Origin of the sequence: Actibacterium mucosum KCTC 23349 (genome assembly GCF_000647975.1) — a bacterium.
Classification (GTDB): domain Bacteria; phylum Pseudomonadota; class Alphaproteobacteria; order Rhodobacterales; family Rhodobacteraceae; genus Actibacterium; species Actibacterium mucosum.
The window spans coordinates 215,595-241,029 of sequence record NZ_JFKE01000002.1; the positions used below are offsets into that span (position 1 = coordinate 215,595).

At 60.8% G+C, this 25,435-nt stretch carries 25 protein-coding genes; 16 read left to right on the forward strand and 9 right to left on the reverse strand.

All coding sequences use genetic code 11. The features are described from left to right. Positions 1-127: 127 nt before the first annotated feature. Positions 128-868 carry a YebC/PmpR family DNA-binding transcriptional regulator gene (locus ACMU_RS04350; RefSeq protein WP_035256579.1) on the forward strand — a complete coding sequence of 247 codons (741 nt, stop codon included), beginning with the start codon at positions 128-130 and terminating at the stop codon, positions 866-868. Between the two features lie 33 nt (positions 869-901). Here ACMU_RS04350 and ACMU_RS18625 read toward each other — a convergent pair whose 3' ends face one another. Beyond that, positions 902-2,500, reverse strand: a complete 1,599-nt coding sequence (locus ACMU_RS18625; RefSeq protein ID WP_051587960.1) for a calcium-binding protein — start codon at positions 2,498-2,500, stop codon at positions 902-904. Between the two features lie 146 nt (positions 2,501-2,646). On the opposite strand from ACMU_RS18625, the gene ACMU_RS04360 reads away from it, so the two are divergent. Continuing rightward, the gene (locus ACMU_RS04360) at positions 2,647-3,531 is read left to right on the forward strand and encodes a DMT family transporter (protein WP_035256580.1); all 885 of its coding nucleotides are present in this window, start codon (positions 2,647-2,649) and stop codon (positions 3,529-3,531) included. Between the two features lie 67 nt (positions 3,532-3,598). After that, the gene (locus ACMU_RS04365) at positions 3,599-3,844 is read left to right on the forward strand and encodes a YdcH family protein (protein WP_035256581.1); all 246 of its coding nucleotides are present in this window, start codon (positions 3,599-3,601) and stop codon (positions 3,842-3,844) included. Here ACMU_RS04365 and ACMU_RS04370 read toward each other — a convergent pair. Beyond that, positions 3,841-5,250, reverse strand: coding sequence for a helix-turn-helix domain-containing protein (locus ACMU_RS04370; protein WP_035256583.1), 1,410 nt, complete (start codon positions 5,248-5,250; stop codon positions 3,841-3,843). The genes ACMU_RS04365 and ACMU_RS04370 overlap by 4 nt on opposite strands. A 64-nt stretch (positions 5,251-5,314) precedes the next feature. After that, positions 5,315-6,541 carry a multidrug effflux MFS transporter gene (locus tag ACMU_RS04375; protein ID WP_035256584.1) on the reverse strand — a complete coding sequence of 409 codons (1,227 nt, stop codon included), beginning with the start codon at positions 6,539-6,541 and terminating at the stop codon, positions 5,315-5,317. A 179-nt stretch (positions 6,542-6,720) separates the two neighbouring features. On the opposite strand from ACMU_RS04375, the gene ACMU_RS04380 reads away from it, so the two are divergent. The 6 genes from ACMU_RS04380 (at position 6,721) to ACMU_RS04405 (ending at position 12,162) form a co-directional block, all read left to right on the forward strand. Beyond that, positions 6,721-8,253 carry an acyl-CoA carboxylase subunit beta gene (locus ACMU_RS04380; RefSeq protein WP_035256586.1) on the forward strand — a complete coding sequence of 511 codons (1,533 nt, stop codon included), beginning with the start codon at positions 6,721-6,723 and terminating at the stop codon, positions 8,251-8,253. A 79-nt stretch (positions 8,254-8,332) separates the two neighbouring features. After that, positions 8,333-8,719 (forward strand): hypothetical protein, encoded by a 387-nt coding sequence (locus tag ACMU_RS04385; protein WP_236626195.1) that lies wholly within the window; start codon positions 8,333-8,335, stop codon positions 8,717-8,719. 234 nt (positions 8,720-8,953) lie between these two features. After that, the gene (locus ACMU_RS19840; RefSeq protein ID WP_268870853.1) at positions 8,954-9,088 is read left to right on the forward strand and encodes a hypothetical protein; all 135 of its coding nucleotides are present in this window, start codon (positions 8,954-8,956) and stop codon (positions 9,086-9,088) included. 72 nt (positions 9,089-9,160) lie between these two features. Beyond that, positions 9,161-9,520, forward strand: a complete 360-nt coding sequence (locus ACMU_RS04390; RefSeq protein ID WP_035256588.1) for a hypothetical protein — start codon at positions 9,161-9,163, stop codon at positions 9,518-9,520. 322 nt (positions 9,521-9,842) lie between these two features. Continuing rightward, positions 9,843-10,043 (forward strand): hypothetical protein, encoded by a 201-nt coding sequence (locus ACMU_RS04400; RefSeq protein WP_035256590.1) that lies wholly within the window; start codon positions 9,843-9,845, stop codon positions 10,041-10,043. Positions 10,044-10,164: 121 nt separating this feature from the next. Then, the gene (locus ACMU_RS04405) at positions 10,165-12,162 is read left to right on the forward strand and encodes an acetyl-CoA carboxylase biotin carboxylase subunit (protein ID WP_035256592.1); all 1,998 of its coding nucleotides are present in this window, start codon (positions 10,165-10,167) and stop codon (positions 12,160-12,162) included. Between the two features lie 16 nt (positions 12,163-12,178). Here ACMU_RS04405 and ACMU_RS04410 read toward each other — a convergent pair whose 3' ends face one another. After that, complete coding sequence (locus ACMU_RS04410; protein WP_035256594.1) at positions 12,179-12,628, reverse strand: DUF4174 domain-containing protein; 450 nt, start codon at positions 12,626-12,628, stop codon at positions 12,179-12,181. A 74-nt stretch (positions 12,629-12,702) separates the two neighbouring features. Here ACMU_RS04410 and scpA point away from each other — a divergent pair, with 74 nt between their 5' ends. Then, positions 12,703-14,838 (forward strand): methylmalonyl-CoA mutase, encoded by a 2,136-nt coding sequence (scpA, locus tag ACMU_RS04415; RefSeq protein ID WP_035256596.1) that lies wholly within the window; start codon positions 12,703-12,705, stop codon positions 14,836-14,838. Between the two features lie 90 nt (positions 14,839-14,928). Here the strand turns inward: scpA and nhaA are convergent, their stop codons facing one another. After that, positions 14,929-16,116 carry a Na+/H+ antiporter NhaA gene (nhaA, locus tag ACMU_RS04420; protein ID WP_035256599.1) on the reverse strand — a complete coding sequence of 396 codons (1,188 nt, stop codon included), beginning with the start codon at positions 16,114-16,116 and terminating at the stop codon, positions 14,929-14,931. A 141-nt stretch (positions 16,117-16,257) separates the two neighbouring features. On the opposite strand from nhaA, the gene ACMU_RS04425 reads away from it, so the two are divergent. From ACMU_RS04425 to ACMU_RS04450, 6 genes are read left to right on the forward strand one after another with little or no spacing between them, the layout of a single operon-like run. Further along, positions 16,258-16,614 carry a VOC family protein gene (locus tag ACMU_RS04425; protein ID WP_035257473.1) on the forward strand — a complete coding sequence of 119 codons (357 nt, stop codon included), beginning with the start codon at positions 16,258-16,260 and terminating at the stop codon, positions 16,612-16,614. Between the two features lie 3 nt (positions 16,615-16,617). After that, complete coding sequence (locus ACMU_RS04430; protein WP_035256601.1) at positions 16,618-17,244, forward strand: VOC family protein; 627 nt, start codon at positions 16,618-16,620, stop codon at positions 17,242-17,244. Further along, entirely contained in the window at positions 17,232-17,723 is a 492-nt protein-coding gene (locus ACMU_RS04435; RefSeq protein ID WP_328286651.1) for a GNAT family N-acetyltransferase, read from the forward strand. The genes ACMU_RS04430 and ACMU_RS04435 overlap by 13 nt, the downstream gene beginning before the upstream one ends. Positions 17,724-17,754: 31 nt before the next feature. After that, positions 17,755-18,438 carry a molecular chaperone DjiA gene (locus tag ACMU_RS04440; RefSeq protein WP_035257476.1) on the forward strand — a complete coding sequence of 228 codons (684 nt, stop codon included), beginning with the start codon at positions 17,755-17,757 and terminating at the stop codon, positions 18,436-18,438. Next, on the forward strand, positions 18,435-19,469 hold the full coding sequence (locus tag ACMU_RS04445) for an endonuclease/exonuclease/phosphatase family protein (RefSeq protein WP_035256604.1): 1,035 nt from the start codon (positions 18,435-18,437) through the stop codon (positions 19,467-19,469). The genes ACMU_RS04440 and ACMU_RS04445 overlap by 4 nt, the downstream gene beginning before the upstream one ends. A gap of 37 nt (positions 19,470-19,506) precedes the next feature. Next, the gene (locus ACMU_RS04450; RefSeq protein WP_035257477.1) at positions 19,507-19,863 is read left to right on the forward strand and encodes a hypothetical protein; all 357 of its coding nucleotides are present in this window, start codon (positions 19,507-19,509) and stop codon (positions 19,861-19,863) included. Here ACMU_RS04450 and ACMU_RS04455 read toward each other — a convergent pair. The 4 genes from ACMU_RS04455 to ACMU_RS04470 are packed head-to-tail and all read right to left on the reverse strand — an operon-like array spanning position 19,860 to position 25,416. Then, positions 19,860-21,416 (reverse strand): Ppx/GppA family phosphatase, encoded by a 1,557-nt coding sequence (locus tag ACMU_RS04455; protein ID WP_407636987.1) that lies wholly within the window; start codon positions 21,414-21,416, stop codon positions 19,860-19,862. The two genes, ACMU_RS04450 and ACMU_RS04455, sit on opposite strands and share 4 nt — an antisense overlap. Positions 21,417-21,462: 46 nt before the next feature. Beyond that, positions 21,463-23,631, reverse strand: coding sequence for an RNA degradosome polyphosphate kinase (locus tag ACMU_RS04460; protein WP_035257481.1), 2,169 nt, complete (start codon positions 23,629-23,631; stop codon positions 21,463-21,465). A gap of 34 nt (positions 23,632-23,665) precedes the next feature. After that, the gene (locus tag ACMU_RS04465; RefSeq protein ID WP_035256606.1) at positions 23,666-24,355 is read right to left on the reverse strand and encodes an HdaA/DnaA family protein; all 690 of its coding nucleotides are present in this window, start codon (positions 24,353-24,355) and stop codon (positions 23,666-23,668) included. Next, positions 24,352-25,416, reverse strand: coding sequence for an AI-2E family transporter (locus ACMU_RS04470; protein WP_035256607.1), 1,065 nt, complete (start codon positions 25,414-25,416; stop codon positions 24,352-24,354). The genes ACMU_RS04465 and ACMU_RS04470 overlap by 4 nt, the downstream gene beginning before the upstream one ends. Between the last annotated feature and the right edge of the window lie 19 nt (positions 25,417-25,435).

Consider the following 25,435-nt stretch of genomic DNA (forward strand, 5'->3'; position numbering starts at 1 on the left):
GGCGCCACCCGTGCGAGAAGGGCCGCGCCGCCGGCGCGAGTCCGACGAGCACGCCACCCGGGCTTGCCCCCGCGCCCCTGCCTGACATATAGAGTTTCGGAACTGTTCAGACATCTCGGAGCTTCCCATGGCAGGCCACTCTAAATGGGCCAATATTCAGCACCGCAAAGGGCGCCAGGACGCCGTGCGGTCGAAACTGTTTTCCAAACTCTCGAAAGAGATCACCGTGGCCGCCAAGATGGGCGACCCCGATCCCGAGAAGAACCCGCGCCTGCGCCTTGCGGTGAAAGAAGCCAAGGGCCAGTCGATGCCCAAGGACAACATCGAACGCGCGATCAAGAAGGCTACCGGCGGCGATGCCGAGGATTACGAGGAAATCCGCTATGAAGGGTATGGCCCCAATGGCGTGGCGGTGATCGTCGAGGCGATGACCGACAACCGCAACCGCACCGCGTCCACCGTGCGTTCGACCTTCTCCAAGAACGGTGGCAACCTGGGCGAGACCGGCTCGGTAGGGTTCATGTTCGAACGCAAGGGCGAGGTTCTTTACCCCGCCGATGCGGGCGACGCCGACACGGTGATGATGGCCGCGATCGAGGCCGGCGCCGATGACGTGGAAAGCAGCGAAGACGGGCACCGCATCATCTGCGGCGATACCGATCTGAACGACGTGTCGAATGCGTTGGAATCCGAGCTGGGCGAATCAGAATCGACCAAGCTGATCTGGCAGCCCACAACAACAACCGAACTGGACCTGGTTGGCCTGCAAAAACTGATGAAGCTGGTGGATGCCTTGGAAGATGACGACGACATTCAGCGCGTCACCACCAATTTCGAAGCCCCGGACGAGGTAATGGCGCAGCTGTAAGCTGCGCCAATTCTTTGGAAAACGGGCTCTGGCTCAGACGAATTGAATATCGTCCACCAATTCGGTGGTCGATATGCCCAGCAGGATGATCACGTCACCGGTCAGGCTGATGATCGTGTTGCCACCGATATCAAATGCCTCGCGGTTCAGGAAATCCTGCGCATCCGTGGCACCTGCCATAAGGCTGGCGTCGATCAGCAGGTCGTCGATATTGTCTTCGAAATCAAAGATGATGTCGGTTTCATTGCCGGCAAGGAACAGGAAATCATCCGCTCCGCCGCCGCCAATCAGGAAGTCGCGCGACCCGGCGCCGCCGTTCAGCGTGTCGTCGCCGTCCTGGGCCAGCAGGATATCGTCGCCCAGCCCGCCATCGTAATAGTTGTTTCCGAAGATCCCCAGGATCACGTCGCCGCCAGATCCGCCGAACATCTCGTCATTGCCAAACCCACCGATGATCGTGTCGCCGTCGGCGCCACCGAACAGGAAGTCGCTGCCAAATCCGCCGTTAATCATGTCTTCGCCGGCTTTGCCAAAAATCGCGTCCTCCATGTTGGTGCCCGCGATGTCGTTATCCGCCGCGTCGCCTTCGATGATGTTGTCGAACAAACCACCGGGTTCCACCACGGCGTCGACGCTGCTGATCAGCGCGTTCAGCTGATTGAGGGCCGAGTTCATGACACCTTCAAGCTGCCCCAAAAGCGGTGCCGTGACCGCCTGCAAGGTATCGAAGATATCGAAGAACGGATTGAGAAAGCCCAACATTTCCGAGGCAATGGAGTTGAAGACCGAGTTGATGTTAATGCCAAGATTGGCAAATACGTCGATCACGAAATCCTCGACGAACCCCACCACCAGATCAATCCAGCTGGTGATCGTTTCCAGAACGTTCAGAATGTTGATCGTTGGGCCGAAAGGCGGGATCTTGATCGAGATATCAATGGCATCCCTGATCGAGTTTGCCACCGATTTGGCACCGTTGAATACACCCAGCGCGTCGTCCAGCGCCTTGGTTACCGCAGAAAGATCAGGCACGGCATTGTCGATGGCTGTGATGGCGCTGTTGATACCGGAAATCGCCGCCTGCAGAGGGGCAAGGGCGCCGTCTCGGATGGTGAACCACCCATCGGCCAGAAACTGGTATTGCCCCATGCGCCCGGCCAATGCGGTGTCGTTATAAAAGCTCTCGGAGCCCATCGCGTCAAAGATCAGCGCCGCCTCGGCCACGCGCGGCTGGTTTTCGGCCGACAGACCGTCGATGATGCCGCCCGCGGTGTCGTTGGCGCTGTCGATCTGGTCCACGGCATTGCGGGCGGGTGCCCATGCGTCATCCAGCGCGCCCAGAACATCGGCCTGCGCATCGATGGTGCCGGAAACCGAGTTGGCGATGTTGTCCAGTTGTTTGATCGCGGTGCCGATGCCAAAGGGCAGCGCGCCCAGAAGCGTCACGATCGAATTCGGCAGATCAACCAGATCGGCCTTTTCACGCAGTTTGGCCTCAAGATCGCCAGGAAGCTCCAGAACTTCGGTGGCCAGCGTGGCGGCCGTGCCTATATCGCCGGAAAGATCGGAAAGTGTGTCCAGATCGCCCTGAACTTCGTTCACTGTATCAAAATATGCCTTTGCAGAAGCCATAGTCATCTCCCCTATTCGACGGATCGCCAAGACCACCGCCGTAATCATTAATTCAAAATTCGCACCACCTTAGCTGATTTTCTGCGCCACCGATAGCCACCGGCGATTGCGCTTGTGTTTTCCCGTGATTCCGCCTTGATGATGCCATGCAAACCTCTGCCGATAATTCGAAGCCGCTGGTCGGTGCCTTGTGGATGCTGGCGACCGGTTTCTGTTTTGTCGGTGTCACCGCGACGGTGAAGGTTGTCGGCGACAGCCTGCCCGCGGCGCAGGCGGCTTTTTTGCGCTATGTGCTGGGGCTGGTCTTTTTGATCCCGATGATCGGACCAATGCGCGCCACGCGTTGGACGCGCGAAATCCTGCTGTTGGGGGGCGCGCGTGGCGTGGTGCATACGCTGGGGGTGGCGATGTGGTTCTTTGCCATGGCCCGTATCCCGATGGCCGAGGTGACGGCGATGGGATACCTGACGCCGGTCTACGTGACCATCGGCGCCGCGATCTTTCTGGGCGAGCGGCTGGCAGCGCGTCGGATTGCCGCGGTGGTTGCGGCATTGGTCGGCGCGGCGATTATCCTGCGCCCCGGCCTGCGTGAGATCGGACCGGGGCATACGGGGATGTTGTTCACGGCCGTCATGTTTGCGGCCAGTTATCTGTTGACCGGCAAGCTGAGTGGCAAGATCGGTGCGACGGCGATTGTCGGCATGTTGTCTGTGACGGTGACCATCGGGTTGGCACCGCTGGCCTTTGCGGTGTGGATCCCACCGACACTGGAGCAACTGGTCTGGCTGTTCATCGTCGCGGCTTTGGCGACGGCGGGCCATTATACCATGACCCGGGCCTTTGCGGTGGCGCCCCTGTCGGTGACGCAGCCTGTTACGTTTCTGCAGCTTGTCTGGTCGGTGCTGCTGGGCTGGGCGCTGTTTGCCGAGGCGGTGGATGTCTGGGTGATTGTCGGCGGTGTGGTGATCATGGCGGCGGCCAGTTTTATAGCCCTGCGCGAGGCACAGCTGCGCCGCGAGGGCCGGGTTTGATCGGGATCAAGGTGCGCGGTTTCGGGCCGGATTAACCTTCTTGCGAAAGCAACGAGGAGAGGCCCAAATGTCCCACACGCCCCATGAACTGGCCGAGGAGTTTCCGGACAAGATCGAACTGATGCGCAAGCTGCGCCTGCACGACGCGCATTTTGCCCGGTTAGCCGACACCTATCACGAGATCAATCGCGCGGTGCATCGGGCAGAAACCCAGGTCGAAGCCACCGATGATACGCACGAGGCCGACATGCGGCGCGAGCGGATGTGGCTGAAGGATCAGATCGCCGCGATCCTCGCACGCGAAGCGGCCTAACCCTGATCGCTGATTGCGTAGGGCAGGGTGGCGTGGCGGTTGTGATCAACGCTCAGCTTACGTTCCAGTGGGGGAACCGAACGTTGGTGGCAATCGGCCCGCTCGCAGATCCGGCAGGAAATACCGATCGGTGCAAAGGCCGACCGGTGGCCATGATCCATCCCGTCGGCATAGACGATCTGGGGTGCGTGCTGCACTTCGCATCCCAGCCCGATCGCAAACCGCCGGACCGGCGCGCCCCAGGCGCCGGCCGGTTTCGACACGTCGCGGGCCAGGCAGAAAAAGCGCACACCGTCGGGCGTTTCCGCCAATTGGCGCAGGAACTGGCCGGGTGTTTCGAACGCCGAATGTACGTTCCACAAAGGGCAGGCCCCGCCGAACCGGGCAAACTGCAGCCGCGTGGCGGAATGGCGTTTGGTGATGGTGCCGGCCTGATCGACACGCACAAAAAAGAACGGCACACCCTTGGCACCGGGCCGTTGCAGGGTGGACAGCCGGTGCGCCACCTGTTCGATCGAGGCGCCAAACCGCCGGGCCAGACGTTCCAGATCGTGACGCGTGTCCTGCGCGGCCTGCAGAAACGGGCCATAGGGCATAAGCGCCGCGCCGGCGAAATAGTTTGCCAAACCGATCCGCGCGATGGCCCGGGCCTCGTCGGTTTGAAACCGGGCGAAGTCGAGCGTCGCGTCCAATAAGGCGCCTTGTTGCAGCAAGGCCAGTTGATGCAGCATCTGGAACCGGCGCGTGGGCCCATCGGCGCTGGCGGCGATGGTCAGGCGCTTGGCCTCGGGGTCATAGCCGCGCAGCGTATCGGCCGGCCCGGCAGCGACCCGGACGCCCAGCATTGCCAGTGCTTCGTCAGCGCGGTGTTCGATATCTGCCGGTCCGTCTTCGGTGGCGAAACGCTCTGCCGCGTGATCCACGGCGTCGATGTAATTGTCACAATAGTGGAAGAAGTCGCGCACCTCTTCCCACGGGCTTGGCTGAATATGCGCATCGGCGCGACCCAATGCCTCGTCCAGTGAAGCGAGGCGTTCATGCATCTGACGGTAGGCCCGGTGCAGGTCCAGAAAGGCGCGGGCCAACATGGGCGCGTTCGAGGCCGCAAGGCGCAGGTCCGCAAGGGGCGGTTGCGCGTCTTCGGCGAATACCGGATCGGCCAGTGCCTCGCGCATGTCGGTCACCACGCGTTCGGCATCGCCGGTGCTGAGCTCGGTCACATCGAACCCGAACTCCTGCGCAAGGGCCAGAACCACGCCGGTGGATACCGGGCGGTTGTTGTTCTCCATCTGGTTCAGATAGGGCAGGCTGACACCCAGCTTGGCGGCAAAATCCTTTTGCGTCAGGCCCAGCCGGTTGCGGGTTTCGCGCAGTTTGACGCCGGCATAGAGTTTCTGGTTCGCCATTCAGGTCCTGAAGTTTGCAATTATTCTGGTGGCCAGAATGGGGTTTGCAAACCCGGGCGTCAAGTCAGGCGGTGGCCGCGGCCTCTTTGCGGTCCACGTGGCGAACATACAGCATCGTCACGATCCCCGCGACAGAGCTGGCCAGCATCAGCAGCAGCAACGGGCGTTCCGCCGCGCCGTGGTCCATCAGGTTGCCTGCGATCATCGACAGGGTCGCACCACCACCCAGCATGATCGCCCCGCCCAGCCCCGAGGCGCTGCCGGCCAGATGTGGCCGGACCGAGATCATGCCCGCCGTGGCGTTGGGGATCACCAGACCGTTGCCAAGGCCCAAAAGAACCATGGGGCCAAAGAAAGCCAGCGGATGGCCAAGGTTCAGCGACGTTGTAAACAGCGCCAATAGCATGCCGGCCGATACCGTATAGGTGCCCGCAAAAATCATGCGGCCCAGGCCAAGGCGCCCGGAAAAGCGGCCCGACAGGAAGTTGCCCATCATGTATCCCAGCGCAGGCATGCCAAAGAACGCGCCCACCATGGCGGGGGTCAGGCCATAGACCTCCTCGCCGATTTTCGGACCGCCGCCCAGATAGGCAAAGAAAGCGCCCGAGGAAAAGCCCGAGATCAGAGCGTATCCCCAGAACCGGCGCGAGCGAAATAGTTCAGGGTATTCCGAGAATTGCTTGGCCAGTGTGATCGGGCGTGGCGTGAAGGTTTCCCCCATATCTGCCCAGACCAGTGTCAGCATTGCCATCCCCATGATCAACAGCGCAACAAAAGTTGCCTGCCAGCCGAAATAGGTGTCCAGCACGCCGCCCAAGGCCGGCGCCACCATCGGGACAAGGGCCATGCCCATCGTGACATAGCCAATCATCGACGCCGCATCGTCCGGGTTTGACACCACGTCGCGGATCACGGCCCTGCCGATCACGATACCGGCCACGGCGGTGGCTTGCAGCATGCGCATCAACAGGAAGACTTCGACATTCGGGGCCAGAATGCAGCCCAGCGTGGCCACAACAAACACGGCAAAGCCGATCAAGGTGATCGCCCGCCGCCCATATCGGTCCGACAGGGGGCCAATCAGGATCTGCATGGGCGCGTTCACGGCCAGGTACAGGCCAACCGCCAAACCGATAGTGCCGTATTCCACGTCAAAATGTGCCGCCAACGAGGGCAGCGACGGCAGGAACAGGTTCATTGCGGCGGCCGAAAGGCCCGCCATCAATACCAGTGTGACAACATGGGGTGGCGTGGAGCGGTCGAGAAACCGCGCCGGTTGTTCAGAGCTCATACATGTCAGCTATGCTGACTTGAGGCGCGTTTCCAGTCTGGACCGGGTGAATTTTTGATAATTTGCAACTTTCCAATTCGCGCGATGACTGTTGCCAAGTATTTGCAAATTTGCCGGAAATTTCTTTGGCGGCGCAGCATTTTCGCCTATCACCGCGTCAAAGGTCAGGGAGCCCCGTCATGAAAGACATTCTGCAAGAGCTTGAAACCCGCCGCGATGCCGCCCGTCTGGGCGGCGGTCAGCGCCGTATCGACAGCCAGCACAAGAAAGGCAAGCTGACGGCGCGCGAACGGATTGAACTTTTGCTGGACGAGGGCTCGTTCGAAGAGTTCGACATGTTCGTGGCCCATCGCTGCACCGATTTCGGGATGGAGAAGGACCGGCCCGCAGGCGACGGCGTGGTCACCGGCTGGGGCACGATCAACGGGCGCATGGTCTATGTGTTCAGCCAGGATTTCACCGTGTTCGGCGGCTCGCTGTCGGAAACGCACGCACAAAAGATCTGCAAGATCATGGACATGGCGGTGCAGAACGGCGCGCCGGTGATCGGGATCAACGACTCGGGCGGGGCGCGCATTCAGGAAGGCGTGGCCTCGCTGGCGGGCTATGCCGAGGTGTTTCAGCGTAATATCATGGCCTCGGGCGTGGTGCCGCAGATCAGCTTGATCATGGGGCCCTGCGCGGGCGGTGCGGTGTATTCACCTGCAATGACCGATTTCATCTTTATGGTGCGCGACAGTTCCTACATGTTCGTGACCGGCCCCGACGTGGTGAAAACCGTCACCAACGAGGTCGTCACCGCCGAGGAACTGGGTGGTGCCAGCACCCACACCAAGAAATCCAGTGTCGCCGACGGCGCCTTTGACAATGATGTCGAGGCGCTGGCCGAGGTGCGACGGCTGGTGGATTTCCTGCCGCTGAACAACCGCGAAAAGCCACCCGTGCGCCCGTTCTTTGACGCGCCCGACCGGGTCGAGCTGAGCCTGGACACGCTGATCCCCGACAACCCCAACCAGCCTTACGACATGAAGGAACTGATCGCGAAGCTGGCGGATGAGGGCGACTTTTTTGAAATCCAAGAGGATTTCGCCAAGAACATCCTGACCGGCTTTGTCCGGTTGGAAGGACAAACCGTTGGGGTGGTGGCCAACCAACCCATGGTTTTAGCGGGCTGCCTTGATATTGATAGCTCTCGTAAGGCAGCCCGCTTCGTACGTTTCTGTGACGCGTTTGAGATTCCGATCCTGACGCTGGTGGATGTGCCCGGCTTTTTGCCCGGCACCAGCCAGGAATATGGCGGGGTGATCAAACACGGTGCCAAGCTGCTGTTTGCCTATGGCGAGGCGACGGTGCCCAAGGTCACCGTGATCACCCGCAAAGCCTATGGCGGGGCCTATGACGTGATGGCGTCAAAGCACCTGCGCGGCGATTTCAACTATGCCTGGCCCACTGCCGAGATCGCGGTGATGGGCGCCAAGGGCGCGACAGAGATCATCCACCGCGCCGATCTGGCCGATGCCGACAAGATCGCGCAGCACACGGCGAATTACGAAGACCGGTTCGCCAACCCGTTTGTGGCCGCTGAACGCGGTTTCATCGACGAGGTGATTCAGCCGCATTCAACCCGGCGCCGGGTGACGCGGGCCTTTGCCTCGTTAAAGGGGAAAAGGCTGCAGAACCCTTGGAAGAAGCACGACAATATCCCCCTCTGACCTGCAGGAATCAGGGCGGCCCGACTGCGGTAAACTCTTTCCGTCGCGTCAGATGTGACGGCCATGAACAAGGTTCGGTATGACCAATCGCGCAACATTTGCAAAAGAGAAGCGGAACGGATGGTACTTTTTGTACGAACCCGATGCATTCACGCTTGCGCGACGGCCAAACCTGCGGTTTCATGTCGCGGCAGATACGGTTTTGCCCCGGGTGAACAAGGTCCGGCTGGCAACGCAGATCAGACAGGATCTATGGCGCGCGCTGCGGCGTGTAAGGGGGTTCTGTCCAATGGTGCGGGTCGAGGAGGACGGCACGCACCTTCGGGTCCGGGCGGGAGGAGAGGTCTCTGCCCGGACCTACCCCAAATCTTCGATCGAACAGACGATTGCCGATCTGCTGGCAAACCCCGAATATCGCGCGCGTTGGATTACGCATGCGAAACGGAGGCCTGCCCATGATCAGTAAACTTTCCCCTAAGCCGAATCCGGCAAAACGCGCGTTAAAGATTGTCGGCCGAATTCCACCGAAAAATGCGGCTTTCTCGTCACAAAATGGTGGTTTGGGTAATTGGGCGCGTGCATTTGGTTCTTGCTTGGATAAGATATGCGCTGACCATAAACACGTGGTCTGTCGAAAAATGACGCGGTTGGGCCCCCAGTTCGGAGGTCTCGCTGCGCGAAACTTGTGTTGGAGAGACAGATGTCGAAATTCGTTAAAGGCCTGGTTGCCCTGTCGTTCGTTGCCGTTGTTGCAGCTTGCGCCCAACAGGAAGAGCCTCCCGTATTTGTTGAAACCGAAGTCGAAGTCGACACCGCCGGCGGCAAATACAAATAATCTCTTTGGGCGGCAGTTCGCTGCCGCCCAAGAAACCCGCCTTGCAGGCCCGTTCGCGAACGGAGGCCTGGCATGCTGAAACACCGCGGGTTTCCCAGCCGACTTCCCGGCACCGACTATCAATTCACAATTCGTCGCGAAAGCAAATCGGGTGCTACCAAGCTGGTGGCGCGCGAACGCTATGCGGACCGTCGCCCGGCCGATCGCCGCGCGGATGCCGGGTTCATAAAGGCGTTGTGGGAGCAGTTTGGCGACCAGCCGTTTGAACGTGGCAATCTGGATGCCGGTCGGCTGTCGTGGCTGTTCGGGCGCGAAGTGATTCCGGCCGAAGACCCGTTTGACGCCGAAAGCTATGACGCGCTGCTGCAAATTGATGTCGGTGTCGCACAGGCCTCGTTCCCCGAAGCGATCGACGGGGGGTATTCGGCGTGATTTTGCCAGCGGGCACAAGTTTTGGGCGAATTTCGGCTCAATCCGACGCGCGGCGCGTGACGGGCTTTGCGTTGGATCGGAACTGCGCCAGCGTCGGAATTGTCCGGGCAGCTGCAAATCCCCAAAGGTTGCCCGGTGGTACAAACCGTTACCCTTCCCCTTCTGGCTGGTTCGGCCGTGTTTTGGTCGAACCAGCTTTTTATCAAGGGCGATATGGGCGGGCATTTGCCGACAATCCCCCCCGAAAACCTTCTTTGCTAGCGGATAACATGGGCCTTTGTGCTAAGGTTATTGCGGAAATAGCAAAGGAAGGCAGAGCAGTATGCGTATTTTCAAACTTGCAGTTGCACCGGTTTTTGTCCTGGCCCTGGCCGGGTGTCTGGACACGGATGCGGAACGGGCGCTTGCCGGCGCGGCCGCAGGGGCCCTTATCGCCGATGCAACGGGTAACAATGTTGCCGCCGGTGCAGCCGTGGGTGCCGCAGGTGGCGCCCTGTGTGACGACGCAGGCGTATGTAACTAACAAGATAGCAGGCCAATCCGGCCGGACAACGAACCCAACAACCGATGACCGCCGGGCAACCCGCCCGCGCGGTCATTTTTTTGCGCGCTTGTTTGGCGCGGCCTAAAGGAAGGACACAGAGATGTTTGACAAGATCCTGATTGCCAACCGCGGCGAGATTGCTTGCCGGGTCATCAAGACCGCCCGCAAGATGGGGATCGGGACTGTCGCCATCTATTCTGATGCTGACCGCAATGCGCTGCATGTGGAAATGGCGGATGAGGCGGTGCATATCGGCCCGCCGCCGGCCAACCAATCCTATATTGTGATCGACAAGGTGATGGATGCCATCACCCAGACCGGCGCGCAGGCAGTGCATCCGGGCTATGGCTTTCTGTCCGAGAACGCGAAATTTGCCGAGGCGCTGGAAGCCGCGGGCGTGGCGTTTATCGGCCCACCCAAAGGCGCGATCGAGGCGATGGGCGACAAGATCACATCGAAGAAGATCGCGCAGGACGCAGGCGTCAGCACCGTGCCGGGCTATATGGGCCTGATCGAGGACGCCGATGAGGCGGTCAAGATTTCGAACGAGATCGGCTATCCGGTGATGATCAAGGCCAGTGCCGGCGGCGGCGGCAAGGGTATGCGCATCGCCTGGAGCGATGAAGAGGCGCGCGAGGGGTTCCAAAGCTCGAAAAACGAGGCGGCCAACAGTTTTGGCGATGACCGGATCTTTATCGAGAAATTTGTGACCCAGCCGCGCCATATCGAAATTCAGGTGCTGTGCGATGCCCATGGCAACGGGATTTACCTGAACGAGCGCGAATGCTCGATCCAGCGGCGGAACCAGAAGGTGATCGAAGAAGCGCCCAGCCCGTTCCTGGACGCCGCCACGCGAAAAGCCATGGGCGAGCAATCGGTCGCACTGGCCAAGGCGGTGGGCTATACCAGCGCGGGCACGGTCGAATTCATCGTGGATGGCGACCGGAACTTCTATTTCCTAGAAATGAACACGCGGCTGCAGGTGGAACACCCGGTGACCGAGTTGATCACCGGTGTGGACCTTGTGGAACAGATGATCCGCGTGGCCAATGGCGAGGCGCTGACGATCACGCAAGACGATGTGCAGATCAACGGTTGGGCGATGGAAAGCCGTCTTTATGCCGAAGATCCCTATCGCAACTTCCTGCCGTCGATCGGGCGTTTGACCCGCTATCGTCCGCCTGCCGAGGTGGCCGATGACACGCACGCGGTGCGCAACGATACTGGCGTCTACGAAGGCGGCGAGATCTCGATGTATTACGACCCCATGATCGCCAAGCTGTGCACATGGGCCCCAACCCGCGGCGAGGCCATCGAAGAGATGCGCAAGGCGCTGGACGCGTTCGAGGTGGAGGGGATCGGCCACAACCTGCCGTTTTGTTCCGCCGTTATGGACCATCCGAAATTTGTGTCGGGCGACATGACCACGGCCTTTATCGCCGAAGAATACCCTGACGGGTTTGAAGGCGTGCAGTTGGACAATGCCGCGTTGGAACGGATCGCTGCTGCCACTGCTGCCATGTACCGTGTTGCCGAAATTCGCCGCAGCCGTATCTCGGGCCGTTTGGACAATCACGAACGCAAGGTGGGCCGCAACTGGGTGGTTTCGCTGCAGGGTGAGAGTTTTGCGCTGGAGATCGATGCCGATGCCGATGGTGCAACGGTGTTCCTGAACGACGATACGCTGCGCGTCACCTCGGACTGGGTGTCCGGTCAATCGCTGGCGCGGCTGACTGTGGGCGACACGCCGTTGGTTCTGAAAGTGGATCAGATTACCAACGGGTTCCGCATCCGCAATCGCGGCGCCGATCTGGATGTAAAAATCTACAGCCCGCGACAGGCCGAACTGGCCGCGTTGATGCCCGAGAAGCTGCCGCCCGACACCTCGAAAATGCTGCTTTGTCCGATGCCTGGCCTGATCGTGAAGGTGGATGTCGCGGTGGGTGACGAGGTGCAGGAAGGTCAGGCCCTGTGCACGGTCGAAGCGATGAAGATGGAAAACATCCTGCGGGCCGAGAAACGCGCAACGATTTCGAAGATCAACGCCGGTGCCGGTGACAGCCTGGCGGTGGATGACGTGATCATGGAGTTCGAGTGAGCCTTAGCCCCGCATATCACTTGGCGCGGCCGATTTCGTCCTGGCGCAGCGGCATCTTGTCGATGGCGCGGGACAGTTCGCGCACGCTCCAGGGGCGGGGTTTGCGCAGGTTCACGCGGCCATCCTTGGCCACCAGCGCGATCATGAAACCTCGGGGGCGCAGCTCGGTCCGCAGAGCCGAGCGGTCGGCCGGGTTGGTGTCAACTATGACAACAACGTCGCGGTCCACCAGCAGGTCGAAATCGCGCGTCAGCAGGTCCAGCTGCTCGGCAAAACGCGGGTCGGCCGGGTTGTCGGCGAAAATCACCACGGGCCGCGCAACCCATTGGAACTCTTCCAGTTTCAGTTCGCCTGCAGGCAGGATCACGGTGGGATCCTCTTGCCACTGGCTGAGCGGAGTGGGCGCTTCGGAGGCCAAAACGGCCAGCGGCATCAGCGCCGCGGCTAGGCTGATCAACAGTTTCATACATTTAGATATAGGCCGCGATTGCGGCTTTGCGAAGGCCCGCCCGGCCTTTGCCCCGGCAAAAGGATAAGGCGATGACGGACAAGCGCATTGATTGGGCCAAAATGGCCGAAAAAGAGCTGCGGGGCCGCCCGCTGGACGACCTGACCTGGCACACGCGCGAAGGCATCGACGTCAAGCCGCTTTACACCGCCGAAGATACCGAAGGTCTGGCGCATATGGGCTCGGTCCCCGGTTCGGCGCCGTTCACGCGCGGGCCCAAGGCCACGATGTATGCCGGCCGCCCGTGGACGATCCGCCAATATGCTGGGTTTTCTACCGCCGAGGAAAGCAACGCCTTTTACCGCAAGGCGCTGGATGCCGGGCAGCAGGGCGTATCGGTCGCCTTCGACCTGGCCACCCACCGTGGCTATGACAGCGATCACCCCCGCGTGGTGGGTGATGTGGGCAAGGCCGGCGTGGCCATCGACAGCGTCGAGGACATGAAGATCCTCTTTGACGGCATCCCGCTGGACAAGGTCTCGGTCTCGATGACGATGAACGGTGCGGTGATCCCGATCCTGGCGAATTTCATCGTGACGGGCGAGGAACAGGGCGTGGATCGCAGCGTGCTGTCGGGCACCATTCAGAACGACATTCTGAAAGAGTTCATGGTGCGCAACACCTATATCTATCCGCCCGAACCCAGCATGCGAATTATCTCGGACATTATCGAATATACCTCGACCGATATGCCCAAGTTCAACTCGATCTCGATCTCGGGTTATCACATGCAAGAGGCCGGCGCGAACCTGGTGCAAGAGCTGGCCTTCACCCTGGCCGACGGCAAGGAATACGTGCGCGCGGCGCTGGATGCGGGCATGGATGTCGACGCGTTTGCCGGGCGGCTGAGTTTCTTCTTTGCCATCGGCACCAATTTCTTCATGGAGATCGCCAAGCTGCGCGCCGCGCGCTTCCTGTGGCATCGCATCATGTCGGGGTTCAACCCGCAAAACCCCAAATCGCTGATGCTGCGCACCCATTGCCAGACCTCGGGCGTCAGCTTGCAGGAACAGGACCCCTATAACAACATCGTGCGCACCGCCTACGAGGCGATGAGCGCGGTTCTGGGCGGCACCCAGTCGCTGCACACCAACGCGTTTGACGAGGCCATTGCGCTGCCCACCGAGTTTTCGGCCCGCGTGGCGCGCAACACGCAGCTGATCCTGCAAAACGAGACCAAGGTGACCAAGGTCGTCGATCCGCTGGCGGGGTCGTATTACGTGGAAAGCCTGACCAACGAGCTGATCGAAGAGGCCTGGAAGATCATCGAAGAGGTCGACGAGATGGGCGGCATGACCAAGGCCGTGGGCACCGGCATGCCCAAGCTGCGGATCGAGGAATCCGCCGCCCGTTACCAGGCCGCCGTGGATCGCGGCGACGAGGTGATCGTGGGCGTGAACAAGTTCCGTCTGGAAAAGGAAGATCCGATCGACATTCTGGATGTCGACAACGTGGCCGTGCGCGAAGCGCAGGTTGCGCGCATCGAACGCACCCGCGCAAGCCGCGACCAGGCCGCTTGCGACACCGCGCTGGACGCGCTGCAGGCCGGGGCGTCAAGCGGTCAGGGCAACCTTCTGCGACTGGCGGTTGAGGCGGCACGTGCCCGCGCAACGGTAGGAGAGATTAGTATGGCAATGGAAAAGGCCTTTGGCCGTCACCGCGCCGAGGTTAAGACCCTCGCCGGCGTCTATGGCGCGGCTTACGAAGGTGATGAAGACTTCGCAGCCATCCAGAAATCGGTTGAAGATTTCGCCACGGCCGAGGGCCGTCGCCCGCGTATGCTGGTGGTCAAGATGGGCCAGGATGGCCACGACCGCGGTGCCAAGGTCATCGCCACCGCCTTCGCCGATATCGGCTTTGACGTGGATGTGGGCCCGCTCTTTCAAACACCCGAAGAGGCCGCGCAGGACGCGGTCGACAATGACGTGCATATCGTCGGCATCTCGTCGCAGGCGGCAGGCCACAAGACGCTTGCCCCCAAACTTGTTCAAGCCCTGAAAGAGGCAGGCGCCGAAGATATCATCGTGATCTGCGGCGGTGTGATCCCGCAGCAGGATTACGACTATCTCTATGAAAACGGGGTCAAGGCCATCTTCGGTCCGGGCACCAATATCCCGCAAGCCGCGCAAGATATCTTGCGCCTCATCGCGGATGCGCGCCAAGGCTGACAACCGAACACCCAACGGAGCGCCAGCGACCCAAAACAGCATCCCCTGTCCCGCATGGGGCAGGGGATTCCTTTTGGTAACAGAACCGGATCAGGCGGCGACGGCTTCGGGTTCGTCCGGCTGTTCTTGCGGGGCAAAGCGCAGAACCGCATAGCCAACGATCCCGGACAGGATCGAACCCAGCAGAACACCAAGGCGCACACCGTTCATCTCGGCCGCTGTTGTGAAGCTAAGCGAACCGATGAACAGTGACATGGTGAACCCGATCCCCGCCAGACAGGCCACGCCATAGATATGCAACCAGTTGGCCCCGTGCGGCAGACGCGCCAGGCCTGTTTTCACCATCACCCAGGTCAATCCAAACACGCCGATCTGCTTGCCCACAAACAGACCCAGCGCAATGCCCAGAGGCAACGGTGCCAGAAGGTCATTAAGGGTCAGACCGGTCAGAACCACGCCCGAATTGGCGAACGCAAAAATGGGCACAATGGCGTAAAAAACATACGGGCTCAGACCATGTTCGATCGCATGCAGGGGCGACTTGCCCCATTTGTCCTTCAGCGGGATGCAGAAGGCGGTGATCACGCCCGCGAGGGTCGCATGTACGCCGGATTTCAGCACGAAAACCCACATCACCACACCCAACAACAGTGTTGGCGCCATACGGTGCGCCCCGCGTTGCTGACGAATGATCATGATCGCCAGTGGCACCAGCGCATATAGCAAATAGTCCACCTTCAGCTCGCTGGTATAAAATAGCGCGATGATCAGGATTGCGCCCATATCGTCCAGAATGGCCAGCGTCAGCAGAAACACCTTCAGCGAAGACGGCGCGCGCGTGCCGATCAAAGCCAAAACGCCAAGAGCAAAGGCAATATCCGTGGCCGCCGGGATGGCCCAGCCGCCGATGGTCGCCGGGTTCCCCCAGTTCAATGCCAGATAGATCGCGGCGGGCACAAGCATGCCACCCACGGCCGCCATGCCGGGCAGCACCACGTCGCGCGGGTTCTTCAGCTTGCCTTCCAGCATCTCGCGCTTAAGCTCCAGCCCGATCAGAAAGAAAAACACGGCCATCAACCCGTCATTGATCCACAGAAGGATGGGTTTGTTCAGGCCGTCCCCATTGATTGTCACCGCCAGGTAGCTGCCGAGGGCCCCATCATAGAGCGGCTGAAACGTCGAGTTGGCCACCAACAAAGCCGCAATGGCCGAGAACATCAGCAACAAGCCGCCCGAGGCCTCGTGGCTGAAAAACCGGTCAATAGCGCGCAAAAGCATGGAGTTATCCTTATCTGACAAAAATCCTTATGAACGAAATGGCACATGCGGCGCGCTTTTCAAATGGATTTGGACCAAAAGCGGCGTAAACTTTGTCGCACCTGCCCGAAATCCCGGGCAAAACCGATAAAAGGCGGCGAAATGGCACAAGTGAGCGGTATTGGCGGCATCTTCTTTCGGTCGCGCAACCCGGATGCGTTGATGGAATGGTATCGCACCTATCTTGGCGTGCCCTCGATCGAGCCATGGCCGCAACCGGCAGGCCCGGCTGTTTTTGCGCCCTTCAAGGACGACACTGACTATTGGCCCGAGGGCAAGCAGTGGATGATCAACCTCAAGGTTGCCGACCTGGCCGCGCTGATGGGCGATCTGCGCGCTGCCGGGATCGACGTGACGCAGCAGGACGACTGGATCGGCACGCCCTATGGCGATTTTGCCCGGATCTATGACCCCGAGGGCACGCCGATTGAACTTTGGCAACCACCGGCAGAGGGGTAAGAGATGCCGCGTTCCTTGCGAATGGACCATTTGGTGGTCAGTTGTACCGATCTTGAACAAGGCGCCACAGCCATCGAGCACCTGTTGGGGGTGCCGCTGGAACCCGGGGGGCAACACCCGAAGTTCGGTACGCATAACCGGCTGCTGTCCTTGGGCCCGGCAGAATATTTCGAGGTGATCGCGGTCAATCCCTCGGCCCCCGCGCCGGGGCGGCCACGGTGGTTCGATCTGGACCGGTTTGCGGGGCCGCCGCGCCTCAGCCATTGGGCGCTCAGATGCGATGACGCCGAGGCGGTACAGGGCGCGTTGGGATTCGACGAAACCCCGGTGCTGGAATTGTCCCGGGGGGACCTGCGCTGGCAGATGGCGGTGCCAGAGGATGGGCGGATTGCCTTTGACGGCGCGGCGCCGGCCTTGCTCAGCTGGCCGCCCGATGTCCAGCACCCGGCGGAACGATTGCCCGACCGCGGCTGCCGCCTGACGCGGCTGGAGGTGATCCATCCCGACGCAGCGGCACTGACGGTTGCGCTGGACCATGTTTTGGACCCGCGAATCGTGGTGTTGAAAGGCCCGGCAAAACAGCTGCGGGCGCAGATCGAAACACCAGGAGGCAGCGTTTGGATCAGCTGACCATTCGCGATGCCACATCCGGCGACGCCCCGGCCATCGCTGAAATCTGGAACGCCGAGATCCGCGACGGCCTGTCGACATTCACCACCGTTGAAAAGACCGTTGCGGAAATTGCAGACCGCATCCGACGGGGGCCATGTCTGGTTGCATGTGACGATCGGGTTCGGGGGTTTGCCACGTATGGACCGTTTCGGGGCGGTCCGGGTTATGCGCATACCGCCGAGCATACGGTTTATCTGTCGCCGGATGCGCAGGGGCAGGGGGCAGGTCGCGCCTTGATGGATGCGTTGGAACACCGCGCCGCGCAGCAAGGTATCCACGTTCTGGTCGGCGCGCTGAGTGGCACCAACTCCGCCGGTTTGCGGTTCCATCTGGCCCGGGGGTACAGCCAAACCGGCCATATGCCGCATGTTGGGCGCAAAGCGGGCCAATGGCTCGATCTCGTGCTCGTGCAAAAAATTGTCCATTTGTCGCCCTGACAAGCGGCGATTGAGCCACTAGATTGTGATCATGTCGATCTGGAACCGCATTGCCGACGCTGTCTCTGCCCTTGCGCAGGGCGAATCGCTGACTGAAGTGTTCGACCGTTTGCGGTCGAGCCCTGAGAAATCCGTGGGTTTTACCATTGCCGTGATCGCCCTTGGCGCGAAAATGGCAAAGGCGGACGGGCAGGTGACCCGCGACGAGGTCACGGCCTTTCGCGAAGTGTTCGACATTCCGCCGCACGCGATGGATTCGGCGGCCAAGGTGTTCAACCTGGCCCGCCAGGACGTGGCCGGGTACGAAGAATACGCGCAGCGGATCAAGCGGATGTTCGGCGACGAATACCAGCCGCTGGTCGATCTGGTTGAGGGGCTGTTCTACATCGCCGTGGCAGATGGTGAGTATCACCCGAACGAAGATGAGTTTCTGACCCGAGTGTCCGATATTCTGGGCATTGCGCAGCCCTGTTTCCGGTCATTGAAAACACGGTTTGTACCGGATGCCGATCCTGACCCCTATTCGGTACTGCGCGTTACGCCGGAAACACCCATGGCCGATATCCGGGCGGCATGGCGGCACACAGTGCGCGAATCGCACCCCGACCGGCTGGTAGCGCGTGGTGTGCCCGAAGAAGCCATCAAGATGGCCGAGGCGCGCCTGATCGCCGTGAACCGTGCCTGGGAAGAAATCCAACAGGAACGCGCCGCTTGAGGATTGCCACCTACAATGTCGAATGGTTCAACGCGCTATTCGATGATCAGGGGCAGTTGCTGGATGATGGCGAGTGGTCGGCACGCTGGAATGTGACGCGACGCGATCAGATTGCCTCGCTTGGTATTGTTTTCAACGCGTTAGATGCCGACGCTGTCATGGTCGTTGAAGCGCCGGATCAGGGAAGCCGCCGGGCCACCGTCCCGGCTTTGGAGCAATTTGCAACCTTTGCTGGCATTCGTGCCCGCAAAGCGGTCATCGGGTTCGGCAACGAGACGCAGCAGGAAATCGCGCTGCTTTACGACCCTGACAAACTGACCGCGCGCCACGACCCCATCGGGATGGAGACCGGCAAAAAGGGCAATTCCGATGCCCCGCGTTTTGACAGCGTTTTTCGGTGGGACCTTGACGTGGATGCAGCGCCCGAGCCCATCCGCTGGTCGAAACCTCCGTTGGAACTGGCGATGGAAACCAAGGACGGTTTTGCCTTTCGGATGATCGGGGTGCATGCCAAGTCCAAGGCCCCGCATGGCGCAAAATCGCGCGAGGATGAGATCCGCATTTCAATTCAGAACCGCCGCAAGCAATTGGCACAGTGCATCTGGCTGCGTCAGCGGGTGACCGGCCACCTTTTGGGCGGTGATCCGCTGATCGTGCTGGGTGATTTCAACGACGGCCCCGGGCTGGACGAATATGAAAAGCTGTTTGGCCGGTCGGGGGTCGAGATTGTGTTGGGCACCGCGTTGGAGGATGCCGGCCATCGTCTGTTCGATCCGCATGCGCGGATGATCCTGCAGGGTCGCGCGACGGCGTTCCTGGCCAGCGCCCGGTTCTATCTGTCTGATCAAAAACGATATCTCTCGGCTTTGCTGGACTATGTCATGGTCTCGCCTGACTTGCGGCAACGCGCACCCAACTGGCGTATCTGGCATCCATTTGATGACCCCGATTGCTATGCCATGCCCGAACTGCGCGAAGCTCTGTTGACTGCGTCCGATCACTTCCCGGTTTCGGTTGACCTGAACCTCTGAGCTTTGGAATGGAAGCGAAATGGGCTATGATATGCACATGAAACAGGTTCTTATTATTGGTGCAGTGGCTTTGGCAACCACGGGTGCGGCGCGGGCCGAGGGTGACATGCGCGAAGGTTTGTCGCTGCTGGAGCAGGGCGCGCAATTATTCATGCGCGGCCTCGCAGACGAAATGGAACCGGCCCTGCGCGAACTGACCGACAATGTCGAACCAGCCATGCGTCAACTGATGCAGCAGATGGAACCGGCGATGCAGGAATTGCTGGGCATGATCGACAATCTGGATGCCTATCACATGCCCGAGCGTCTGCCTAATGGCGACATTATCATCCGCCGGAAGTCCCCGTCCGAGATGCAAACCCTTCCCGAACAGGCGCCAGATATCGAGATCTAGCCGGCCTTGGTCACCGTGACCATGGTGCGCAGGTCCATCGCGCGGGCCAGCGACTGAAACCGTGCCTCGGCCACTTCGCCAAAAAGCCCCAGCGCATCACCGCTGAGCTGCAATTCCAATACGCCCTCATCCGGACGCGGGTGCAGGGTGGCCATCTGTTCGGGGTTCTTCATGGTGAACATGGCCCCAAACCGCATCGCTTTGCCCAGTGTCTCGGCCATGCGCAGGTGGTCTTTGTCCAAAAGGCTGAACATCGCTTCGAACCGGGTGCCCTCGCGGTTGTTCTTGTAACGGTGCAGCAAGGCCAACCCAAGGAACACGCGGCCCTGATGGTCCAAGCCGCCCAGGTTGGCGCGCGTGGCGTTGTCGAAGCAAACCTCGTGCCGGTAATCGGGATGCGCGCGCCATGCAGTGTCGTGCAGCAGGCAGGCGGCACGGGCGAGGCGGCGTTGCTCGGGGACGGCATCGGCAAAAACAGGGCGGACAAAGTCATAAAGCCTGCGACCAAAACCAGGGATGCGCGACGAAGAGGCCTCGGCGAATTGGCAGGCCTCGATCAGGGGATCGCGCCGGCGCTGTTCATCGGACATCTGTTCATAAAGCAGGCCCTCGCGCACCCCATAGCTTGAGACAAAGATGTCCTCGGGCTTCAGCCGGTCGATCAGCGTCTCCAGAACCTCGCAGGCCATCGGGACCAGCGCCATACGCGTTGCCGAGGTGCCGGTGCGTGTGCGCAGTTCTTCCAGATCGTTCTGTCCAATCCATTTGATTGTTTCGCGGATGGCTTTGGGCGTCATATGATAATCGTGCAAAACCAACAGTGGATAGCCGCGCCGCTCCATATCCAATCGCGCGATTGCGCGCCACGAACCGCCCACAAGGTACAATCGCCGGTGATTGCCGACGGCCTTGACCAATTTGTTCACCTCGGACCGGATGACTTTGGACACTGCCTTGTTGCCACCCTGAACACCGGCCAGTTTCAGCGGGCCAAGGGGGGACGTTTCGCGTTTGCCAACCCCACCGTCGCGCACCTGTGCCAGCTCCATCGACGAGCCGCCGATATCGCACACGATCCCGTCGGCACCGGGCCAGCCCAACAAAACGCCCTGCGCGGTCAGGCGGGCCTCTTCCTTGCCGTCGATGACCCACATGCGCAGGCCGGTTTCCTTTTTGACCTGTTTCACAAAGTCAGGGCCATCCTTGGCCTCGCGCATGGCGGCGGTGGCGATCACTGTCATGGGCGAGGCGCCCATGCCCTCGGCCAGCAAAGCAAACCGGCGCAGTGCCTCCAACGCGCGTTCGCGTCCCTTGGGGTTCAGCCGCCCGGTTTCAGACAACCCGGCACCCAGGCCGCACATGAGCTTTTCGTTAAAAAAATACGCGGGGCTGCGTGCAGCGCCGTCAAACACCACCAATCGAACCGAGTTCGAGCCGACATCCACAACGCCGACCCGTGACAAGGCCCGGGCCGAGGGGCTTTCGAAAATTGGTTCGCCAAACGGGCCCCAATCTTCGTGGGCCTCGGCAGCCATCTCGCCGCTCATTGGCATATCCCCTTGTTTTTTATCTGATCTTGCCCGGACGCGGTGGCCCGCGTCAATCCTTGGAATGCGCCAGTTTCGGCACGTCGGCAGCGCCCGCTGATCCCCGGCCCGACAGCGATGGGTTTTCCATGAAGAACCGGTGGCAATTGAAGCCGTTGCCGTTGACCGGGTGGCGGGTATAGCTGTTATCCGCGTTCATCACCCAGCTTTGTTCGGTATCGGCCAGGTTGGCGGCCATGATCTGGCTGACGATCTGTGCCTTGACGGTGGGGTTCTTGACATCGATCAGCGTTTCGACGCGCCGGTTCAGGTTGCGCCCCATCCAGTCGGCCGAGGAAAAGAACACCCGCGCCTTTTTCGACGGCAGCCCGTGGCCATTGCCAAAGCACGCGATGCGCGAATGCTCCAGATAACGGCCCACCACCGATTTCACCCGGATATTGTCCGACAACCCCTTGATGCCGGGCCGCAGCCCGCAGATGCCGCGGATCACCAGGTTGATCTTCACGCCGGCCTGGCTGGCCTCGTAGAACGCGTCGATCATGTCGGGCTCGATCAACGAGTTCACCTTGCCCCAGATCTCGGCCGGGCGACCGTTGCGGGCAAACTCGGCCTCGCGGCGGATACAGTCGATCAGGGTGGATTTCATCGAATGGGGCGAGATGGACAGGTTTTCCAACCCGTCCGGCTCGGCATAGCCACCGACATAGTTGAACACTTTGGTCGCGTCGCGCCCCAGCGCCGGGTCGCAGGTGAAAAACGACAGATCGGTGTAGATCTTGGCAGTGATCGGGTGATAGTTGCCGGTGCCGTAATGGGTATAGGTCACCAGCTGATCGCCCTCGCGCCGCACCACGGTCGAGATTTTGGCGTGGGTCTTGTAGTTGATGAAACCATAGGTCACGTGCGCACCGGATCGCTCCAGACGGCGCGACTGACGGATGTTCGCGGCCTCGTCGAAACGCGCCTTAAGCTCCACCAGCGCGGTGACCGATTTGCCATCCTCGGCGGCCTCGCACAGTGCCTCGACAATCGGCGAGTTCTTCGAGGTGCGGTAAAGCGTCTGTTTGATCGCCACCACGTCGGGGTCGCGCGCGGCCTGTTGCAGGAACCGCACCACCATGTCGAAGGTCTCGTAAGGGTGATGCAGCAGCATGTCTTTCTGCTTGATCGCGGCGAACATGTCGCCGTCGTGGTCCTGCACCCGTTCGGGCACACGCGGCGCAAAGGCGGGCCACAAAAGGTCGGGCCTGTCGTCGACCACCAGTTCCGACAGGTCGCCAACCCCAATCAACCCGCGCACCTCGACCACTTCGGCCTCGGTGATGTCCAGTTCCGACACGATCACACGGCGCAGGTCCTCGGGCGCGCCTGCTGACATCTTCAGGCGCACCACCTCACCGCGGCGGCGGCGTTTCAGGGCAACCTCGAATTCGCGTACCAGGTCTTCGGCCTCTTCCTCGACCTCCAGATCGCTGTCACGCAGAACGCGGAACGTACAGCTGCCGGTGGGGGCATAGCCGGGGAACAACTGGTCGATATGCATCACCAGCAGGTCTTCCAATGGCAAGAAACGCTTGTTGCCGTTGCGATCGGGCAGGGGGACAAAGCGGTTGGTCTGGGCCGGGATGGGCAGGATGGCGCGCAGGGGTCGGCCGTCTTTTTTGCGCTCAAGCTGCAGCGCAAGGCAAAATCCGGTATTGGCGATAAACGGGAAAGGGTGCGCCGGGTCAATCGCCAGTGGCGATAGCATCGGGAAGACCCCTTGCAGGAAGTATTCGGCCAGATGGCCCTTGTCGGCCTTGGTCAACTTTGACGGGCTTAGGATCTGAATGCCCTCGGCCTCGATCTCGCGCTTGAGCTGGTTCCAGACGGTCTGTTGCGCCTGCATCAGCTTGCGCGCGTCCTTGTCGATCAGGCGCAACTGTTCGTGCGGTGTCAGACCGTCGGCGGCGGGCGTGGTTACCCCCTTGCGCGCCAGTTCCCGCAGCCCCGCAACACGGACGGTATAAAACTCGTCCAGATTGGTCGCCGAGATTGACACAAACCGCAACCGTTCCAGCAAGGGCACGCGGGGGTTGCGGGCCTCGTCCAGCACACGCCAGTTGAAACCCAGCCAGCTGAGCTCGCGATTGCCGAACCGTTTGGGGCCGGTGCGGTGCGTTTCGGGCACGTCGATCGGGGCAGGCAAAGGGGATTTCAGGAAATCAGCAGGCGAGATCATGGGGGCAGGAAACCTTAAAAAGAGGCGCAGTTTATGGGGCAGAACCCTTGGGATTGTCCAGTATCTGCGCGGCCAAACGTGTGGTTACTTTGCGATTTTCTGCCAGTGCCTGTCGGTCCAATGCATCGACCACCCATTGGGCAGCAGCGAAAGACCGCTCCATCCGTCCCAACAGGTAAGGGATCAAGCCATCGGCAACCGTCAGTTGCCGGTCGGCCAGCAGTTTCTTCAGCACTTCCGCCAGAAGCGTGTCGTCAGGTGCCTGCAGCGTGACAGCGGCGGTGCCCTGAATACGGCTGGCCAGATCGGGCAGGACAAACGGCCAGAGTTTCGGCGCGTTGCGGCCGGTCATCAACAGGCTGCCGCCTTCGGCCAAAAGCAAGTTATGCAGGTGAAACAATTGCTCTTCGCAGGGTTGGTTCCCGGCAAGTGCGTCGCAATCTTCGACCACAACCGCGCCACATTGAGCCAGCCCGTCGATATCCGCCTGGGCAAGCATATTGGCATCAAAGACCAAGGCACCGGTTTGCGCCGCCCAGACATGTGCCAGATGTGTCTTGCCCGCGCCCACAGGGCCCAACAACAGCAGTTTGCGTTGCGGCCAGTCGGGCCAGGCGTCGATCTGCGCAACGGCCACGGCGTTGGGGGCGGCGACAAAAAAATCTCCGCGCTCCAACGCGGTGCGGTGGGGCAGGTTCAGGGGCAGTTGTTGACCGGTCATTCGTCTGTGGTGCCGCGACCCTGATACAGGCGGCTTTGCATGTAGCGCCCCACGCCAAACCGCATCAGCACCCCGATGGAGGCCGCAACGGGCACAGCGACCAACATGCCGACAAATCCGAAAGCCGACCCAAAGACCGACAGCGCGAAGATCAGCCAGACCGGGTGCAACCCAACCGAGCCGCCCACAAGTTTGGGGGTCAGGAAATTGCCCTCGATCACTTGTCCGGCGGCAAAGATGGCGCCGATCACCCCGATCATCAGCCAATCGCCCCAGAATTGGAACACCGCCAGACCCAGCGCCAATGCGCCGCCCACCAGCGCGCCCACATAGGGGATGAACGAGATCAGCCCGGCGATGAACCCGACGATCAGACCAAATTGCAGCCCCGCGATCATCAGCGCCACGGCATAAAACGTGCCCTGGATCACGCAAACCATGCCTTGGCCGCGAATGAAACTGGCCAATGTGCGGTCAACCTGACCAGCTAGATCGCGGATTACCGGGGCGTGGTCGCGGGGCAAAAGCGCGTCGATCTCTGCCACCATCCGGTCCCAATCCATCAACAGGTAGAAGGTGATTACCGGCACCAGAACCACCAGCGTCAGCACATTCAGCAGCGACAGGGCCGAATTGGCCACTGCATTCACCAGCTCGCCGCCGCGCGACTGGATCGTCTGGCCCAGCGAGTGCAAAGACTGCCGGATCACGCTGTCGCTGTCGGCAAGGGACGGAAAGCGCGCGGTCAGATAGGCCTGCAGATCGCTGGCAGCTTGCGGGGCGATATTGACCAGCGCCAGGGATTGGTCGATCATCAACGGGATGATGGCCAGCGCCATAATCACGAAAATCACCAATGCAATCAATGTGATGGTCACCGTGGCCCAGACACGGCTGAACCCCATGATCTCTAACCGATCTGCCACGGGATCAAGGAAATAAGCGATTGCAGCCCCAATCACGAAGGGCAACAGCACACCGCCCAGAAACCAAAGTGCCAACAGCATAACCGCCAACACGATGCCCCAATACCTGAGTTGCTTGTCAATCGGCAGTGCCATGAAACCCTCGCTTGCTTGG

Coding starts and splice junctions, on each gene's coding strand:
- ACMU_RS04350 (WP_035256579.1), top strand. CDS start 128: ATGGCAGGCCACTCTAAATGGGCCAATATTCAGCACCGCAAAGGGCGC.
- ACMU_RS18625 (WP_051587960.1), bottom strand. CDS start 2,500: ATGGCTTCTGCAAAGGCATATTTTGATACAGTGAACGAAGTTCAGGGC.
- ACMU_RS04360 (WP_035256580.1), top strand. CDS start 2,647: ATGCAAACCTCTGCCGATAATTCGAAGCCGCTGGTCGGTGCCTTGTGG.
- ACMU_RS04365 (WP_035256581.1), top strand. CDS start 3,599: ATGTCCCACACGCCCCATGAACTGGCCGAGGAGTTTCCGGACAAGATC.
- ACMU_RS04370 (WP_035256583.1), bottom strand. CDS start 5,250: ATGGCGAACCAGAAACTCTATGCCGGCGTCAAACTGCGCGAAACCCGC.
- ACMU_RS04375 (WP_035256584.1), bottom strand. CDS start 6,541: ATGAGCTCTGAACAACCGGCGCGGTTTCTCGACCGCTCCACGCCACCC.
- ACMU_RS04380 (WP_035256586.1), top strand. CDS start 6,721: ATGAAAGACATTCTGCAAGAGCTTGAAACCCGCCGCGATGCCGCCCGT.
- ACMU_RS04385 (WP_236626195.1), top strand. CDS start 8,333: ATGACCAATCGCGCAACATTTGCAAAAGAGAAGCGGAACGGATGGTAC.
- ACMU_RS19840 (WP_268870853.1), top strand. CDS start 8,954: ATGTCGAAATTCGTTAAAGGCCTGGTTGCCCTGTCGTTCGTTGCCGTT.
- ACMU_RS04390 (WP_035256588.1), top strand. CDS start 9,161: ATGCTGAAACACCGCGGGTTTCCCAGCCGACTTCCCGGCACCGACTAT.
- ACMU_RS04400 (WP_035256590.1), top strand. CDS start 9,843: ATGCGTATTTTCAAACTTGCAGTTGCACCGGTTTTTGTCCTGGCCCTG.
- ACMU_RS04405 (WP_035256592.1), top strand. CDS start 10,165: ATGTTTGACAAGATCCTGATTGCCAACCGCGGCGAGATTGCTTGCCGG.
- ACMU_RS04410 (WP_035256594.1), bottom strand. CDS start 12,628: ATGAAACTGTTGATCAGCCTAGCCGCGGCGCTGATGCCGCTGGCCGTT.
- scpA (WP_035256596.1), top strand. CDS start 12,703: ATGACGGACAAGCGCATTGATTGGGCCAAAATGGCCGAAAAAGAGCTG.
- nhaA (WP_035256599.1), bottom strand. CDS start 16,116: ATGCTTTTGCGCGCTATTGACCGGTTTTTCAGCCACGAGGCCTCGGGC.
- ACMU_RS04425 (WP_035257473.1), top strand. CDS start 16,258: ATGGCACAAGTGAGCGGTATTGGCGGCATCTTCTTTCGGTCGCGCAAC.
- ACMU_RS04430 (WP_035256601.1), top strand. CDS start 16,618: ATGCCGCGTTCCTTGCGAATGGACCATTTGGTGGTCAGTTGTACCGAT.
- ACMU_RS04440 (WP_035257476.1), top strand. CDS start 17,755: ATGTCGATCTGGAACCGCATTGCCGACGCTGTCTCTGCCCTTGCGCAG.
- ACMU_RS04450 (WP_035257477.1), top strand. CDS start 19,507: ATGAAACAGGTTCTTATTATTGGTGCAGTGGCTTTGGCAACCACGGGT.
- ACMU_RS04455 (WP_407636987.1), bottom strand. CDS start 21,416: ATGCCAATGAGCGGCGAGATGGCTGCCGAGGCCCACGAAGATTGGGGC.
- ACMU_RS04465 (WP_035256606.1), bottom strand. CDS start 24,355: ATGACCGGTCAACAACTGCCCCTGAACCTGCCCCACCGCACCGCGTTG.
- ACMU_RS04470 (WP_035256607.1), bottom strand. CDS start 25,416: ATGGCACTGCCGATTGACAAGCAACTCAGGTATTGGGGCATCGTGTTG.